Origin of the sequence: Bradyrhizobium sp. IC4059, from assembly GCF_020193615.1 — a bacterium.
GTDB lineage: Bacteria > Pseudomonadota > Alphaproteobacteria > Rhizobiales > Xanthobacteraceae > Bradyrhizobium > Bradyrhizobium yuanmingense.
Genome location: NZ_JADYVH010000001.1, coordinates 634,613 through 649,797 on the forward strand (window position 1 = coordinate 634,613; position 15,185 = coordinate 649,797).

General features: G+C 65.8%; 14 protein-coding genes. 10 read left to right on the forward strand and 4 right to left on the reverse strand.

Annotated features, from left to right (window positions below; translation table 11 throughout):
- Positions 1-87: 87 nt before the first annotated feature.
- Complete coding sequence (locus I6F12_RS03010) at positions 88-1,035, forward strand: oxygenase MpaB family protein (RefSeq protein WP_225155474.1); 948 nt, start codon at positions 88-90, stop codon at positions 1,033-1,035.
- Positions 1,036-1,176: 141 nt separating this feature from the next.
- Here I6F12_RS03010 and glgA read toward each other — a convergent pair whose 3' ends face one another.
- The gene (gene glgA / locus I6F12_RS03015; RefSeq protein WP_225134160.1) at positions 1,177-2,592 is read right to left on the reverse strand and encodes a glycogen synthase GlgA; all 1,416 of its coding nucleotides are present in this window, start codon (positions 2,590-2,592) and stop codon (positions 1,177-1,179) included.
- Between the two features lie 191 nt (positions 2,593-2,783).
- Here glgA and I6F12_RS03020 point away from each other — a divergent pair, with 191 nt between their 5' ends.
- The 8 genes from I6F12_RS03020 (at position 2,784) to I6F12_RS03055 (ending at position 11,777) form a co-directional block, all read left to right on the forward strand.
- Positions 2,784-3,980 carry a CoA transferase gene (locus I6F12_RS03020; protein WP_109144554.1) on the forward strand — a complete coding sequence of 399 codons (1,197 nt, stop codon included), beginning with the start codon at positions 2,784-2,786 and terminating at the stop codon, positions 3,978-3,980.
- 130 nt (positions 3,981-4,110) lie between these two features.
- The gene (locus tag I6F12_RS03025) at positions 4,111-5,646 is read left to right on the forward strand and encodes an ABC transporter substrate-binding protein (protein ID WP_109144553.1); all 1,536 of its coding nucleotides are present in this window, start codon (positions 4,111-4,113) and stop codon (positions 5,644-5,646) included.
- A 7-nt stretch (positions 5,647-5,653) separates the two neighbouring features.
- On the forward strand, positions 5,654-6,604 hold the full coding sequence (locus I6F12_RS03030; RefSeq protein ID WP_036025925.1) for an ABC transporter permease: 951 nt from the start codon (positions 5,654-5,656) through the stop codon (positions 6,602-6,604).
- Positions 6,591-7,463: an ABC transporter permease gene (locus I6F12_RS03035; protein ID WP_225155475.1), complete on the forward strand. Its 873-nt coding sequence runs from the start codon at positions 6,591-6,593 to the stop codon at positions 7,461-7,463. The genes I6F12_RS03030 and I6F12_RS03035 overlap by 14 nt, the downstream gene beginning before the upstream one ends.
- Complete coding sequence (locus I6F12_RS03040) at positions 7,460-8,452, forward strand: ABC transporter ATP-binding protein (RefSeq protein WP_225155476.1); 993 nt, start codon at positions 7,460-7,462, stop codon at positions 8,450-8,452. Before I6F12_RS03035 ends, I6F12_RS03040 begins: the two co-directional genes overlap by 4 nt.
- Positions 8,449-9,420: an oligopeptide/dipeptide ABC transporter ATP-binding protein gene (locus I6F12_RS03045; protein WP_225155477.1), complete on the forward strand. Its 972-nt coding sequence runs from the start codon at positions 8,449-8,451 to the stop codon at positions 9,418-9,420. Before I6F12_RS03040 ends, I6F12_RS03045 begins: the two co-directional genes overlap by 4 nt.
- 76 nt (positions 9,421-9,496) lie before the next feature.
- Positions 9,497-10,564, forward strand: a complete 1,068-nt coding sequence (locus tag I6F12_RS03050; protein ID WP_036025902.1) for an alcohol dehydrogenase — start codon at positions 9,497-9,499, stop codon at positions 10,562-10,564.
- A gap of 133 nt (positions 10,565-10,697) precedes the next feature.
- Entirely contained in the window at positions 10,698-11,777 is a 1,080-nt protein-coding gene (locus I6F12_RS03055; protein ID WP_057026781.1) for an isocitrate/isopropylmalate dehydrogenase family protein, read from the forward strand.
- Between the two features lie 33 nt (positions 11,778-11,810).
- On the opposite strand, the gene I6F12_RS03060 is transcribed toward I6F12_RS03055, so the two are convergent.
- The 3 genes from I6F12_RS03060 to I6F12_RS03070 form a co-directional block, all read right to left on the reverse strand.
- The gene (locus I6F12_RS03060) at positions 11,811-12,632 is read right to left on the reverse strand and encodes an enoyl-CoA hydratase (protein ID WP_225155478.1); all 822 of its coding nucleotides are present in this window, start codon (positions 12,630-12,632) and stop codon (positions 11,811-11,813) included.
- Between the two features lie 298 nt (positions 12,633-12,930).
- On the reverse strand, positions 12,931-13,302 hold the full coding sequence (locus tag I6F12_RS03065) for a helix-turn-helix transcriptional regulator (protein WP_020608151.1): 372 nt from the start codon (positions 13,300-13,302) through the stop codon (positions 12,931-12,933).
- Between the two features lie 29 nt (positions 13,303-13,331).
- Positions 13,332-14,381, reverse strand: a complete 1,050-nt coding sequence (locus I6F12_RS03070) for a LysR family transcriptional regulator (RefSeq protein ID WP_036025896.1) — start codon at positions 14,379-14,381, stop codon at positions 13,332-13,334.
- 515 nt (positions 14,382-14,896) lie between these two features.
- Here I6F12_RS03070 and I6F12_RS03075 point away from each other — a divergent pair.
- A complete protein-coding gene (locus I6F12_RS03075) occupies positions 14,897-15,133 on the forward strand; it encodes a hypothetical protein (protein WP_225112735.1) in 237 nt (78 codons plus the stop codon).
- Positions 15,134-15,185: the final 52 nt, after the last annotated feature.

The following is a 15,185-nucleotide window of genomic DNA, read 5'->3' on the forward strand; positions in this document are numbered from 1 at the left end:
TCTGTTCGTCATAGCCTCGCACGACGACGATTTTGCAGGCGCGCGGTCCGGAGTATGGTCGCCGTATCTTCGTCGCGAGGCTTGCAATTGGTCGCTGAGAAAGATCTGGAGGAGTCGCTCGAGACGCTGCGTGCCAACGCGGCGGGACCGGTCGCGGGCGTATTCGGTCCGGCCTCACTGACCTGGCAGATCGACCGGGAGGCCGTGCTCTTTCTCGGCGCCGGCCGTGCGCTGCTGCTGCAACTGGCCCATCCCTGGGTGGCGGCGGCGATCGCCGAGCATTCGCGCACCCTTGCCGATCCGATCGGCCGCTTCCATCGCACCTTCGACATCGTCTTTACGATGGTGTTCGGTTCGCTGGACCGGGCGCTGCTGTCGTCCCGGCAGCTACATCGGCGTCACAGCATGATCGTCGGCGAGATGCCCGAGACCGTGGGGCCGTTCGCAGCCGGCTCGCGCTACTGCGCCAACGACATCCCCGCGCTGCGCTGGGTCCATGCCACGCTGGTCGAGACCGCGCTTATGGTACATGATCTGGTGCTGCCGCCACTCTCGGCGGAGGAGCGCGATCGCTATTGGAGCGAGGCCAGGCTGTACGGCGCCCTCTTCGGATTGAAGGGGGATGATTTGCCGGCGGACTGGTCCGGCTTCGTCGCCTACACCAAGGCAATGGCGCAGTCGGAGACGCTGACCGTTGGCCCTGCGGCGCGCGAGATCGCCGCGCAGATATTCAGCGGCGCGCGCCCGTGGCTGCGGCCGCCGCGCTGGTATTGCGCGCTCACCGCGAGCATGCTGCCCGAGCGCTTGCGCGCGGGCTTCGGCTTCGAGCTCGACGCGCGTGCGATCCGATCCGCCGATCACGCGCTGCGGTGGATCCGGCGCGTCTATCCGAAATTGCCTGGCCGGCTGCGCTATGTCGGTCCCTACCAGGAAGCGCAGGCGCGGCTGCGGGGCGAAGCGCAGCCTGACTGGATGACACGGTGTCTTAATCGCGCCTGGATCGGCCGTTCGCAGATGGATGTGCGCGGGAAATAGGGACTCGAGGCAAGCTCGTTGCAGCTTGTCATTCCGGGGCGCGCGGAGCGCGAACCCGGAATCCATTTCTCCGAGCGTTCCGGCCGCACGATGGATTCCGGGCTCGCGCCAAACGGCGCGCCCCGGAATGACAGCGGTGCCTCACACCGACGCCAGCTTGCGGTACAGCGCGCTGTAGCTGCCGGCCGAGATGCTCCAGGAGAACGAGCGCCCCATGGCGCTGCGGCGCATGGTGTCGAGCTGATCGTGGGCCATGAAGGCCGAGAAGGCCCGTCGCACGCCGCCGAGGAAGGACTCGCGCGACGGCCTCGAGAACAGGAAGCCGGTCTCGCCGTCGCTGATGGTCTCGGCGAGGCCGCCGGTCTGGTGACCGATCGGCAGCGAGCCGAAGCGCTGGGCGTACATCTGGCTGAGCCCGCACGGCTCGAACCGCGACGGCATCAAGGTGAAGTCGCTGCCGGCGAAGATGCGCCGCGCCTGGGCGTCGTTGAAGCCGATCGCAACTCCGATGGAGTCGGGGCGGCGGCGGTGCGCGTCGATCAAGGCCTGCTCGAGCGCCGGCTCGCCGGAGCCGGTGACCACGATCTGCCCGCCGGCATCGACGATCTCGTCCGCCGCCGAGAGCACGAGGTCGATCCCCTTCTGGTGCACGAGGCGCGCGACGATGCCGAACATCGGCCCGCGCGAGACCGCCAGCCCGAACTGCTTGCGGACGTAATCCGCATTCGCCTTCTTGCCGACCCAGTCGCCGGCGCCGAATTGCTGGGCGAGCTGGGCGCAGGAGCGCGGGTCCCAGCTCTCGTCGATGCCGTTGAGGATGCCGGTGAGCTCGGCGGCGTCCGAGCGCAGGCGGAGCAGGCCCTCGAGGCCACAGCCGAATTCGGCCGTGGTGATCTCCCGCGCATAGGTGCCGCTGACCGTGGTGAGGTGCGAGGCGTAGACGAGGCCCGCCTTGAGGAAGGAGACCTGATCGTAGAACTCGACGCCGTCGATGTGGAAGGAGCTCTCCGGTGCGCCGATCCGCCGCAACGAGTCCTTCGGGAAGAGGCCCTGATAGGCGAGGTTATGGATGGTCAGGATGGACGGCAGCTTGGCGCCCTGCCAGGCGAGATAGGCCGGCACCAGCGAGGCCTGCCAGTCGTTGGCATGGATCAGGTCTGCTGCCCAATTCTTGTCCAGCTTGCCCATGGCGAGCTCAGCCGCGGCCGAGGCCAAGCGCGCGAAGCGGATGTCGTTGTCGGGCCAATCGCGCCCGAGTTCGTCGCCATAGGGGTTGCCCGGTCGGTCGTAGAGCTGCGAGCACAACAGCACATAGACCGGCAGGCCGTCCTTGGTCGCGGCACGGCCGAGCGAGCAGGCCGGCATCTCCGCGAATGCGGGACAGCGGCCAACGATCTGAATATGCGTGAGTTGCTCGATGATGTCGCGATAGCCGGGCAGCATGATCCGGATATCGGCGAAGGAGCGAAGTGCGCGGGGGAGGGCGGCGGAAACGGCGCCCAGTCCGCCGACGCGGACGAAGTCGTCCATCTCCGTGGTGACGAACAAGACCCTCAAGAACAACCGCCCTCTTTCGACCCCGCTTGCTGCTATGCAAGAACGGGTCCAGTTGTGCTGGAAATCCAAAGCCCGCCCACGCGGCACGTCTGTTCGGTAAACACTTTCCTACTCAGCCGCCGCCCTCTAGGGTCGCCGCATCAACAACAAAGATCTTCGATGGTTCCACGAGTTCAAGGGCGCAGGCAGGCATGCAGCTAGCAGATAAGCATGAGGGGACGACGACAAAGGCCTTCGCGGGCCTGCGGGTGCTGGATTTTTCGACCACCATCGCCGGGCCCCATTGCACACGGATGCTCGCCGACATGGGTGCCGAGGTCATCAAGATCGAGACCGATGGCGGCGAGACGATGCGGACCCGGCCCCCCCTCCGCAACGGCTGCAGCACCGCGTTCGGCCAGCTCAATGTCGGCAAGAAGAGCGTGGTACTCGACCTCAAGTCCGAGGACGGCAAGGAGGCGGTGCGCCGGCTGGCCGCGACGTCGGACATTCTGGTCGAGAACTTCCGTCCCGGCGTGATGCGCCGCCTTCGGCTCGACTACGACAGCCTGCGTCAGGTCAACCCGAGGCTGATCTACTGCTCGATCTCGGGCTATGGCCAGACCGGCCCTTCGGCCGAGCTGCCGGCCTACGCCCCGGTGATCCACGCGGCCTCGGGCTACGACATGGCCCATCTCGCCTACCAGCCGGGCCGCAACCGTCCCGACTATTGCGGTATCTACCACGCCGACGTCGTCACCGGGACCTATGGTTTTGGCGCGATCGCGTCGGCGCTCTATCAACGCAGCGTGACGGGCGCCGGCCAGCACATCGACGTCTCCATGCTGGAAACCATGCTGTCGCTGACGCTGACCGAGCTGCAGAGCTCGCAATTCGCGGTGCCGCCGCCGCCACGCCCGATGTTCGGACCGACCGAGACGGCAAGCGGCTACGTCATGATCACGATCGCCAGCGAGAAGACGTTCCAGGCCCTGATGGGGGTGATCGGCCGCCCGGACTGGGTCTCCGATCCGCGTTTCGCCACCTATGCCGCGCGCCGCGAGAACTGGGCCGAGCTGATGGACGGCGTCGAAATCTGGTCGCGGCAGCTTTCGACCGATGCGTGCTTGCGCGTGCTTGGCGCTGCCGGCGTGCCGGCCTCGGCCTATCGCAGCGTGTCCGAGGCCTTGGCCGATCCGCAGCTTGCGCACCGCCAGGCACTCTCCGAGGTGCGGGACGAGGGTGGCTCGTTCCAGGTGCTCAACCTGCCGTTTCGGATGTCGGGGGCTGACACGGCGCCGGCCAGGACCGTGTCCGTGCTCGGGGAGCACACCGACGCGTTGCGCCAGGAGATCGGCCTTGCGGACGGTACGGCAATTCCGCCAGGCAAAACGGCCGCGACATCCTGAGTCTCATCGCCGCCACATGCGGCGTTCGAACTCTCGTTCGTTCCTCTTGCCGAGGCGGGCATTTGTCGCCAAGCTCGCCTCCGAGTCATTCACGATCCGAAACATCGGACGAGGGATCCCGGGAGGAACCATGACGAACGCGGCGGCCTTGGCACGCAGGCGCGTGCCTATTTTCCTCGTTGCGGCATTTGCACTGGCTACGCCAGCGCAGGCGCAGAAATCAGGCGGCAGCATCACCGTCGGTCAGGAGCTGGAGATCGCAGGCTTCGATCCGCTCAAGGTCGGCGTCTACGACACCTCGACCTTCACCGCTGCCGCCGCGATCTTCGACACGCTGACGACGCTGAATGACAAGGGCGAGGCCGCGCCGAAGCTCGCGGTGTCCTGGAGCCATTCCGAGGACTACAAGACCTGGACCTTCAAGCTCCGCGAAGGCGTCAAATTCCACGACGGCACGCCGTTCAATGCGCAGGCCTTCAAGGAGAATTTCGACCGGCAGAAGGACCCCGCCAACAAGTGCCGTTGCGCCTTCTACATCACCAACGTCAAGGAGGTGCTGGCGCCGGACGAATACACAATCGTCTATAATCTCACCGATCCTTCCGTGAACCTGCCGGCGACGATCACCATCCAGAGCCAGAACAACGTCATCCATTCGCCGACCGCCTGGAAGACCAAGGGCGACGATTACAACCGCAATCCCGTCGGCACCGGCCCGTACATCCTGAAATCATGGACCGCCGGCGACCGCATGGTGCTGGAGAAGAACCCGAACTACTGGGACAAGGGTCGCCCGTATCTCGACCGCATCGTCCTGAAGCCGCTGCCCGACGCGCAGTCGCGCTTTGCCTCGCTGCAATCGGGCGAGGCCGACATCATCTGGGATGACGAGAACGACGCCGACAACATCATGAGGGCGCAGAAGGACCCCAAGCTCACCGTGCACACCTACAAGGGCTCGGGCGCGCAGGTCTACGCCTTCAACACCAAGGTGGCGCCGTTCGATGACGTGAGGGTGCGGCAGGCCCTGGTGATGGCGATCGACCGTCCCAAGATGTCGCAAGCGATCAGCAACGGCCTGAGCCGGCCCGCGAGCAATCCTTACGGCGACGGCTCCTGGGTCAAGTGCAAGGACGACGGGGCGCTGCCGTTCGACGTTGAGAAGGCCAAGGCGCTGATCAAGGAGTACGGCAAGCCGGTCGAGTTCAAGATGCTGGTGACGGCGACGCCGCGCGGCCGCATGGTCGGCCAAGTGCTGCAGCAATTCTGGAAGCGCGTCGGCGCCAACATGGAGATCGAGCAGGTCGACCAGGCCACGATTCCGACGCGCGCCTTCACCCGGCAGTTCCAGCTGACGCCGTGGCGCATCGTCGATCTCGCCGATCCCGATCCGCAGATGTACGCGAATTTCCGCAGCGGCAGCCCGCTGGCGCTCGCCGGATACGCGAACCCCGAGCTCGACAAGCTTCTGGACCATGCGCGCGTCACCGCCGACATCGGCCAGCGCACCGAGGATTATTGCGCCATCAGCCGCCTCATCAACAAGGAGGCGATCTGGTTCTGGACCTTCCAGAATACCTATTACGCGCTGTCCAGCGCCAAGCTGAAGGGCTTTCCGAAGATCTACAACGGCGTGATCGACGTCTCGACCACCTGGCTGGAATGACCGCGCGATGCTGAACTTCGTCGCGCGGCGGCTGCTTGCCATGCTGCCGGTCCTGCTCGCCGTCTCGTTGCTGACGTTCCTGATCGCCTCGCTGCTGCCGGGCGATCTCGCGCTCGTCATCCTGGGCGATCAGGCAACGCCGGAGAACGTCGCGGCGCTGCGCCGCGACATGGGACTCGACCAGCCGCTGTGGTGGCGTTACCTGAGCTGGCTCGGCCACGTGGTGCAGGGCGATCTCGGCCGCTCGTTTCGCACCGGGCAGACGGTGCTGCAGGCGGTGGCCGAGCGCATCCCGGTCTCGCTGCAGCTGATGCTGATGGCCGAGTTCATCGGGCTCCTGATCGGTGTTCCCGTTGCGATCGCCTGTGCCGCGCGCGCCGGCGGTGCGTTCGACCGCTTCATGACCGGCAGCGCTTTCGCGATGCTGTCGATGCCGTCGTTCCTGACTGCGATCCTGCTGATCTATCTGTTCGCGGTCGAGCTGCGCTGGCTGCCGGCGACCGGCTATGTGCCGTTCACCGAGGCGCCGCTGGCCAATTTGCGCTTCTTCGTGCTGCCGGCGCTGACGCTGGCGCTGGCGGAATGGCCGGGCATCATGCGGGTGCTGCGCTCCGACATGATCGCGACGTTGCAGGAGGACTATATCGCGCTGGCGAAAGCAAAGGGTCTCAAGCCATCGCGCATCCTGTTGGTGCATGCGCTGAAGCCTTCTTCGCTGACCCTGGTGACGGTGACGGGCATCAATATCGGTCGCCTGCTCGGCGGCACGCTGATCGTGGAAACGATCTTCGCGCTGCCCGGCATCGGCCGGCTGCTGGTCGGGGCGATCTACACCCGGGACCTCGTCATTCTCCAGGGCGTGGTGCTGCTGGTCGCCTGCGGCTTCGTCATCGTCAACTTCATCGTCGACATGCTCTATGCCGTGCTCGACCCCAGGATCCGCCATGGCCACGCTTGAGCTGTCGATCCAGGACGAGGAGGTAGCTGCGCCGGTCGGCCGCAAGCCCAAGCTCGGCCTGTTGTTCTGGATCGCAAGCGCCTGGGTTGCGATCATCCTTTCGCTAGCGATCCTGGCGCCGGTGCTGCCGCTGCAGAACCCGACCGATATGGACATGCTGGAACGGCGCGCCGCCTTCTCCGGGGAACATTGGCTCGGCACCGACGGGCTCGGCCGCGACGAGCTCGCCCGGCTGATCTTTGGTGCGCGGGTGTCGCTGACGGTCGGGCTGATCGCGCCCATGATCGGCCTCGTCATCGGCGGCGCGCTCGGCCTGCTGGCCGGCTATTTCCGCGGCCGGTTCGAGACGCTGGTGGTCGGCAGCATGGATGTGTTGCTCGCCTTTCCGCCGCTGATCTTCGCGCTCGCGGTGGTCGCCTATCTCGGGCAGTCGGTCCCCAACCTCACTATTATCCTCGGCGTGCTCGGCATTCCCGCCTTCATGCGCGTGGCGCGCGCGGCGACGCTGACGCTGGCGCGGCGCGAGTTCGTGATCGCCGCCGAGGCGTTAGGGGCTAGCCATGCGCGCATCCTGCTGCGCGAGCTGCTGCCGAACGTCATCCTGCCGCTGCTCGCCTTCTTCCTGCTCGGCGTCGCGGTCACCATCGTGGTCGAGGGCGCGCTGTCCTTCCTCGGCCTCGGCGTGCCGCCGCCGATGCCGAGCTGGGGCAGCATGATCGGGGAGGGACGTGACAGTCTGGACGTCGCGCCGCGCCTCGCCTTTCTGCCGGCGGCAGCACTGTTTGCGACCGTGCTGGCGTTCAACCTCGTCGGCGACACCTTGCGGGCTCTCACCGACCCACGTCAGGGGGCACTGTGACCGCGCCGCTCCTGGCCATCGAGGATGTCGCGGTCGAGCTGCCGACCCCGCGCGGAAACCTGCGCGCGGTCGATCACGTCGACCTTTCGCTGCAGGCCGGCCGCACGCTCGGGATCGTCGGTGAATCCGGCTGCGGCAAGACCATGCTCTCGCGCGCCGTGCTGCAACTGCTGCCGAAGAAGGCGAAGCTGACGGGCCGGGTGATGTTCGACGGCGAGGATCTGGTGCGGCTCGAGGCTGAAAGCCTGCGGCGGCTGCGCGGGCGCGACCTCGCCGTCGTATTCCAGGACCCCATGACCTCGCTCAACCCTGTGCTCACCATCGGCACGCAGCTGATGGAGACGATCCAGGAGCACCTCGAGCTTGACGCTCCCGCCGCGAAGGCCCGCAGCATCGAGCTGCTCGCCGCCGTCGGCATTCCCGCCCCGGAGCAGCGGCTCGCGCAATATCCGCATCAATGCTCCGGCGGCATGCGCCAGCGCATCGCGATTGCGATCGCACTGTCCTGCGAGCCGAAGCTCCTGATCGCGGACGAGCCGACCACCGCGCTCGACGTCACCATCCAGGCGCAGATCCTCGATCTGCTCGCGCGCGAGCAGCGCCGCCGCCACATGGCGATGATCATCATCACCCACGATCTCGGCGTGGTAGCCGGCCGCGCCGACGAGGTCGCGGTGATGTATGCCGGCCGGGTGGTGGAGCGCGCGCCGACGCAAGCCTTGTTCAAGCGCATGCACATGCCCTACACCGAGGCACTGCTGGCGGCGATCCCGAAGCTCGATACCGCGCCGCATACGCCGCTGCCGGCGATCTCGGGCCGTCCACCCGATCCGACGCGCCCGCTGAAGGGCTGCTCCTTCGCGCCGCGCTGCAGTTATGCCGGCGGGCGCTGTCATGAGGCCAAACCGGTCCTGACCAGCGCAGAGGTGTCGGGACATCTCTATGCCTGCTTCCATCCGATCCGGATGACGGAGGGGATCGAGGCATGATGCAGTTTGCCGCGCGCCCCGCGCCGCTTCTCAACGTCGACAATCTCGTGGTCGAATACGGCCTCGGCAATAAGATTGTTCATGCCGTTTCCGGTGTCAGCCTCCAGGTCGCGCGCGGCGAGACGCTTGGGCTGGTCGGCGAATCCGGCTGCGGCAAGTCGACGCTCGGGCGCGCGGTGCTGCAACTGCGCCGCGCCCAGTCCGGCCGCGTGATGTTCGACGGCGAGGACCTCACCGCTATGGAGGGCGAGGCGCTGCGCCGGATGCGCCGCCGCGTGCAGCTGATCTTCCAGGATCCGATTGCTTCGCTCAATCCGCGCCGGCGCATCGGCGACATCGTCGCCGAGCCGCTGATCATCGCCGGGATCAAGGATGCCGCCGAGCGCAAACGGCGCGTTCACGAGGTGCTCTCCGCGGTCGGGCTCGACCCCGATCTCGTGGCGACCCGCCTGCCGCACGAATTCTCCGGCGGCCAGTGCCAGCGCATCTGTATCGCGCGCTCGCTGGTGCTCAACCCGGAGTTCATCGTCTGCGACGAGCCGGTGTCGGCCCTCGACGTCTCCATTCGCGCGCAGATCCTCAACCTGCTGGAGGAGATGAAGGCGCGCTTCGGTCTGACGCTGCTGTTCATCGCGCACGACCTCGCGGTGGTCAAAGCGGTCAGCGACCGCGTCGCAGTGATGTATCTCGGCCGGCTCTGCGAGGTCGCCCCCTCCGAGCAATTGTTCGCGCGGCCTGCGCATCCCTACACCGCGCTGCTGTTGCAGGCGATCCCGGTGCCGGATCCGGACGTGCGACCCGCCGAAAGTGTGGCGGCCGGCGAGCCGCCATCGCCGATTGCACCGCCATCCGGCTGCCGCTTCCGCACCCGCTGCCCGCGCGCAGATCAGCGTTGCAGCGCGGAGATACCGGAGTTGCGCCAGGTCGCACCCGGCCAGTTCGCGGCTTGCCACCATCCGCTGGCCTGAACTAAGACCGGTTTGTCTGGTCGCGCCGACCATGGCATGGTGGCGGCGACAACAAGAAGCATGCGGGAGGACGCCGATGAAGAGTTTCAAGGTTGCCGATTTCAAGGCACCGCTGCAGGAGGTCGACGAGGCGACGCCGCAGCCCTCGGGCACGCAGGTGCTGATCAAGGTGAAGGCCGCCGGCGTCTGCCACAGCGACCTCCACATCTGGGAAGGCGGCTACGATCTCGGCCATGGCCGCAAGCCGCTCTCGTTGAAGGACCGCGGCATCAACCTGCCGCTGACCATGGGCCACGAGACGGTCGGCGAAGTCCTCGCCTTCGGCCCCGACGTGAAGCCGACCGACCAGGGCGACCTGAAGGTCGGCGATGTCGGGCTGGTCTATCCCTGGATCGGCTGCGGCAAATGTGCAACGTGCCTCGCCGGTGACGAGAACATGTGCCTGACGCCGCGCTCGCTCGGGGTCTATTGCGACGGCGGCTATTCCGATCACATGCTGGTGCCGCATCCGCGCTACCTGCTCAATCTGAAGGGCCTCGATCCCGCGACGACGGCGCCCTATGCCTGCTCGGGCGTCACCACCTACAGCGCGCTGAAGAAGGTCGAGCAGCATTTCGACACGCCGATCGTGATGTTCGGCGCCGGCGGCCTCGGCCTGATGGCGTTGTCGCTGCTCAAGGCGATGGGCGGCAAGGGCGCGATCATGGTGGATATCGACGCGAGGAAGCGCGAGGCGGCGGAGAAGGCCGGTGCGCTTGCGACCGTCGATCCCAAGGCGCCTGACGCGCTGGAGCAGCTTGCCAAGAAGGCGGGCGGCCCTATCCGCGCCGTGATCGACCTCGTCGGCAACGCTGCTACGACGCAGCTCGGCTTCGACTGCCTGACCAAGGGCGGTAAGCTCGTCCTTGTCGGCCTGTTCGGCGGCGGCGCGACCTGGGCGTTGCCGCTGATTCCGATCAAGGCGGTGACGATCCAGGGCAGCTATGTCGGAAACTTGCGCGAGACGCAGGAGCTGCTCGACCTGGTGCGGTCGAAGAAGGTGCCGCCGATCCCGGTGACGCCGCAACCGCTCGCCAAGGCCAACGACGCGCTGCTGCAATTGCAGCAGGGCGCGGTGGTCGGGCGTACGGTGCTGACGCCGTAACGAACGCTCTCTCCCTCGTCATTGCGAGGAGCGAAGCGACGAAGCAATCCAGAGTGTCTCCGTGGATGCAATTCTGGATTGCTTCGCTTCGCTCGCAATGACGACCTGGTTGACACCTTCCTTGAGGCCTTAAATGTCCGCAAACAACGCCTTCCACATTGCCGTGCTCGCCGGTGACGGCATCGGTCCTGAAGTCATGGCGCCGGCGCTGGAGGTGCTGCGCAAGGTCGGCGAGAAGTCCGGCCTCGGCTTCCGCTTCACCGAGGCGCCGGCCGGCGCCAACCATTATCTCGCGACCGGCAAGTCGATGCCGGATAGCACCATCAAGCTCTGCGAGGAGGCGGACGCGATCCTGCTCGGAGCCTGCGGCCTGCCGTCGGTGCGCTACCCCGACAACACCGAGATCGCGCCGCAGATCGAGCTGCGCTTCATCTTCGATCTCTATGCCGGCGTGCGTCCGGCGCGCCTCATTCCGGGCGTACCGAGCCCGATCGTCGGCGCGGACCAGCGCGGCATCGATCTCGTCGTGATCCGCGAGTCCACCGAAGGCCTGTTCGCCTCGATGGGCAAGGGCGTCGTCACCCACGAGGACGCGCGCGAGACCATGGTGATCACGCGCAAAACCTCCGAGCGTTTGTTCGAGTTCTCGTTTCGCCTTGCCGAGCGGCGCAAGGCGCGCGGCAAGCCGGGCGCGCTCACCTGCGTCGATAAGGCGAACGTATTCAAGGCGTTCGCGTTCTTCCGCGGCATCTTCGACGAGATCGAGAAGAAGCATCCTGACGTGAAGACCGACCGGCTCTATGTCGATGCCTGCTCGGCGATGCTGGTCAAGCGTCCCTGGGATTTCGACGTGATGGTGATGGAGAACATGTTCGGCGACATCGTCTCCGACATCACCGCGAGCCTGATCGGCGGCCTCGGCATGGCGCCGTCCGCCGACATCGGCGACAAGTACGCGGTGTTCCAGCCGTGCCACGGCACGGCGCCTGACATCATGGGGCAGGGCAAGGCCAACCCCACCGGCATGATCCTGTCCGCCGCGATGATGCTGGATTGGCTCGCCGACAAGCACGGCATCGAGAGCGCTGCGGAAGCCGGCGAGACGATCGAGCGTGCGGTGGACCAGGTCTATGCCGGCGGCATCAAGCCGATGGAATTCGGCGGCGGCAATGGCACGGCTGACATCACGAAAGCGGTGCTGGGAGCGCTGTAGGGGCTGTGCTCCTGGCCTCTCTCCACGACGAAATTACTTCCCCCTAAACTGCGGCTTCCGCTTTTCCATGAAGGCCTGCCGGCCCTCGCGGAAATCCGCGCTGTCCATGCAGGCATTGCCGATCACCTTGATCGCCTCCATGTCGCGCCGGCTCTCGTCCTTCAGCACCTGCGCGATTGTGATCTTGGCCGCCTTGATCGCGAGCGGGGCGTTCTGCGCGATCGTCTCGGCCATCGCCATGGTCTCGCCCCAGAGCTCGCCTTGCGGAAACACGCGCTCGACGAGGCCGATGCGCAGCGCCTCGGCGGAATCGATGCGCATGCCCGTATACATCAGCAGCCGCGCCCAGGACGGCCCGACCAGCGACACCAGATGCTTCAAGCCGTCATAGCCATAGGCGATCCCGAGTTTTGCCGCGGGAATGCCGAACTGGCTGTCCTGCGAGGCGAGGCGGATGTCGGCGAGCATTGCGACTTGCATGCCGCCGCCGAGGCAAAAACCGTCGATGCAGGCGATGGTCGGCTTGGGATAGTCGGCGAGCAGCGCGCGCTGGGCCGCGCTGCGCTTGGCGTATTCCTCGGACGCCGCCGCATTGTGCCTGACCTTCTCGAACTGGCTGATGTCGGCACCCGAGACGAACGCCTTGCCGCCGGCGCCGCGCAGGATCACGACGCGCACCGTGTCGTCGTCGCGCAAGACCGTCAGCGCCTCGCCAAATCCCTCCCACATCTCCAGCGACATCGCGTTGCGCTTGTCGGGATTGTTGAAGGTGATCACGCCGACGCCATCGGCCGTGTGCGTCAGAATCTTGCCGTAGGCGTAAGGTGTTCCGGTCGTGCTGATAACGTCTGGCATCGCGCGCTCGCTGCTCGGTGGCGAGGCGCAATGTGCGGCGCAGGCACCGCCGCGGTCAACCGGCGCGGGAGAGGAGAGCCTGCATCCGCCCGTGCTGCGATTGCATGGCGCGCGGCGTTCGACGGAGGCGGAAAGGTCGGGGGAAGACCGCCAACAAAAAGGGGCGGCCATGCCGCCCCGAGACCGGCCGCGCGCGGTTGCGCGCAGACATCTTTCGGCCGATCTCGTGCAATCCGGCCGCGCCCCCGTGACGCGGCGGATTGAACGTCGGCCGTGAAGGCCGGACCGTCGACCGGCCTCAGCTCTCGTTCGCCGCGATCGATTCCATCAGCGAGACGAGCTGACGCTGCACCGTCTGATCCTTGATCTTGCTGTAGGCGCGCAGCAGGCGGAGGCTGAAGGCCGAATCGAGAAAGAGCAGGCTCTCGACTTCGCGGGCCTTGTTGTCGCCGTCGTAGAAGAAGGTCACGGGCACATCGAGGGCGGAGGCGATCTGCTGAAGCCGGGCCGCGCCGACGCGATTGACGCCCTTCTCGTATTTCTGCACCTGCTGGAAGCTGACGCCGAGCTTCTCGCCGAGCTCGGCCTGCGAGATCTTCATTTCGACGCGCCGCAGACGGATCCGCTTGCCAAGCTCGATGTCCGGCTTGCCCGCGCTGCGCTGCTTCATTCTTTTGGCCGCTGCTTTCATCTCTGTTTTCACCTTTGTTCTTCGGTTGAAAATCCCCCGAAGAGCTGGGTCAGGGGTTCGCCCATATACGAGTCCTTGAATTCATGCGGGTGCACGAACTCTTCCTTAAACCACGGGAAGCGGGCCGGATTGAAAGCCTCGATCAGCCAGTCAATCATGTGCCGCACGCGCGGGATACGGCCGCTACCAGGGTGGTAGGACAGCCAGATATCCAGCGGTCGGTTCAGCTCGACCTCCAGTGGAATTAATTTCCCGCCGAGCGCAATGGCGTAGCTCGGGAAGACGCCGATGCCGGCGCCATTCGCGACCGCCCAATAGTTGGCGCTGGAGACGTTGGTCTTCATGACCAGAAGGTCACGTTCGGACACGCCCGGGAAGAAGCTTTCGAAGGATTCCTTGGCGGCGAGCTGGTCGGCGAATTGCAGCACCAGACGATGCTTGATCAATTCCGCCGCCGAGCGCGGCGCGCCATGCTTTGCGATGTATTTCTCCGAGGCCCAGAACATCAGATGCATGCGGCCGAGCCGCACCAGCTTGATGTCCAGCGCCGAGGGACGGGACAGATGAATGGCGACGTCGGCCTCGTGGCGCGAGACGTCGGCCGAGCGCATCGCGCAATGCAGGTCCACCAGGATCTTCGGATAGGCCTGCTGGAATTCGACCAGGCGGGGGGCAAGCCAGAATGTGCCGAGCCCTTCGGTGACGGCCACGCGGACCTCGCCCGACAGCGCGTTGGCCATCGAATCGCTGGCGCGCAGCACGTCGAAGGTGGCCGCCTCCATGCGTTCGACAGCGGAGACTACCAAGGCGCCCTCATCGGTCAGATGGGTGCCGTGGACGTCGCGCGTGAATAACGTGGTGCCGGTCTGGCGTTCGAAATCGTCGATTCGGCGCCGCACGGCGTTGATCGACAGAGACAGGCGCTCGGCCGCCGAGCGAAAGCTTCCGCATCGGACGACTTCCAAAAATATGCGGGCGGCGTCCCAGTCGGAGAGGCCGCTGATATTTGTCTTTGGGCGTTCCTCCAGAGGAACGCCCCTTTCCGCCAAGGAGTGCATACAATTCCCTTTGGAACGCTAAACTGGCAGAATCTGGCGCAAACCACAACCACGACGGGTTGGGGAACGACGAGTTTTGAACGTCATCCTTACTACCTTAGGGCGGTATTTGGATGCTCCCATGGGCTGGGAATTCGGGCGAGGCTAATCGGCTCGAGTGAGGGGTATGACGTGAGTTCCGTTGCGAGCCGCGAGATGGCTGCGGGAGTGCCGGCGCTGACTGCAATGAACGGTCTTGCGCAGGAGTCGGTGCTCTTCGCCGTTGCTGGATCAATCGCACCGCGTCAGGCGTTCGCTCCCGGAGCATTGCGGCGGTCGCCAAAGGCGCCGCATGGCGATGCGAGCGGGAACCCGGTTCCACAGCAGAAACACACTGAAATCAGGTTCGAAGGCGCAGTCGCCTCGTGCTATCTATCGTCTTCCATGGGGGCCGAAGGGGGCGTGACAGATACGTCTCGCAGGCCGAATTAACGGAAAGAACGCCGGTGTCGCATTCAGACGAACAGTTGCAGTCGGTGCTGGAAACGCTCGAGGAGTGCCGCAGGGTTCTCAATGCCTGCAACAGCCGCGAGTCGGCCGAGATGCTGTCCATCGTCATCCTCGACGTCAGGATGAAACTGAAAGGAATCGACAGTGCCGATCTCAAGGCGCTGTGCGACGAAATGCTGCGGAGCGCTGCCAGCGAGCCGCCGCCCCCTTCCAAGCAGACGCAGGACCAGCCCCGGCGTCCGCTGCTCCGCGTGGTGAAGTAGCCGCGCCGCCCAATCTCGCTTTCCGGCGAGGTTTGTGCGCGTCCCGATGCCG

What these genes read in the sequence shown, in the direction of transcription:
- I6F12_RS03020 (WP_109144554.1), top strand. Translation starts at nt 2,784, where the DNA reads ATGCAGCTAGCAGATAAGCATGAGGGGACGACGACAAAGGCCTTCGCG.
- I6F12_RS03025 (WP_109144553.1), top strand. Translation starts at nt 4,111, where the DNA reads ATGACGAACGCGGCGGCCTTGGCACGCAGGCGCGTGCCTATTTTCCTC.
- I6F12_RS03030 (WP_036025925.1), top strand. Translation starts at nt 5,654, where the DNA reads ATGCTGAACTTCGTCGCGCGGCGGCTGCTTGCCATGCTGCCGGTCCTG.
- I6F12_RS03035 (WP_225155475.1), top strand. Translation starts at nt 6,591, where the DNA reads ATGGCCACGCTTGAGCTGTCGATCCAGGACGAGGAGGTAGCTGCGCCG.
- I6F12_RS03045 (WP_225155477.1), top strand. Translation starts at nt 8,449, where the DNA reads ATGATGCAGTTTGCCGCGCGCCCCGCGCCGCTTCTCAACGTCGACAAT.
- I6F12_RS03050 (WP_036025902.1), top strand. Translation starts at nt 9,497, where the DNA reads ATGAAGAGTTTCAAGGTTGCCGATTTCAAGGCACCGCTGCAGGAGGTC.
- I6F12_RS03055 (WP_057026781.1), top strand. Translation starts at nt 10,698, where the DNA reads ATGTCCGCAAACAACGCCTTCCACATTGCCGTGCTCGCCGGTGACGGC.
- I6F12_RS03060 (WP_225155478.1), bottom strand. Translation starts at nt 12,632, where the DNA reads ATGCCAGACGTTATCAGCACGACCGGAACACCTTACGCCTACGGCAAG.
- I6F12_RS03065 (WP_020608151.1), bottom strand. Translation starts at nt 13,302, where the DNA reads ATGAAGCAGCGCAGCGCGGGCAAGCCGGACATCGAGCTTGGCAAGCGG.
- I6F12_RS03070 (WP_036025896.1), bottom strand. Translation starts at nt 14,381, where the DNA reads ATGCACTCCTTGGCGGAAAGGGGCGTTCCTCTGGAGGAACGCCCAAAG.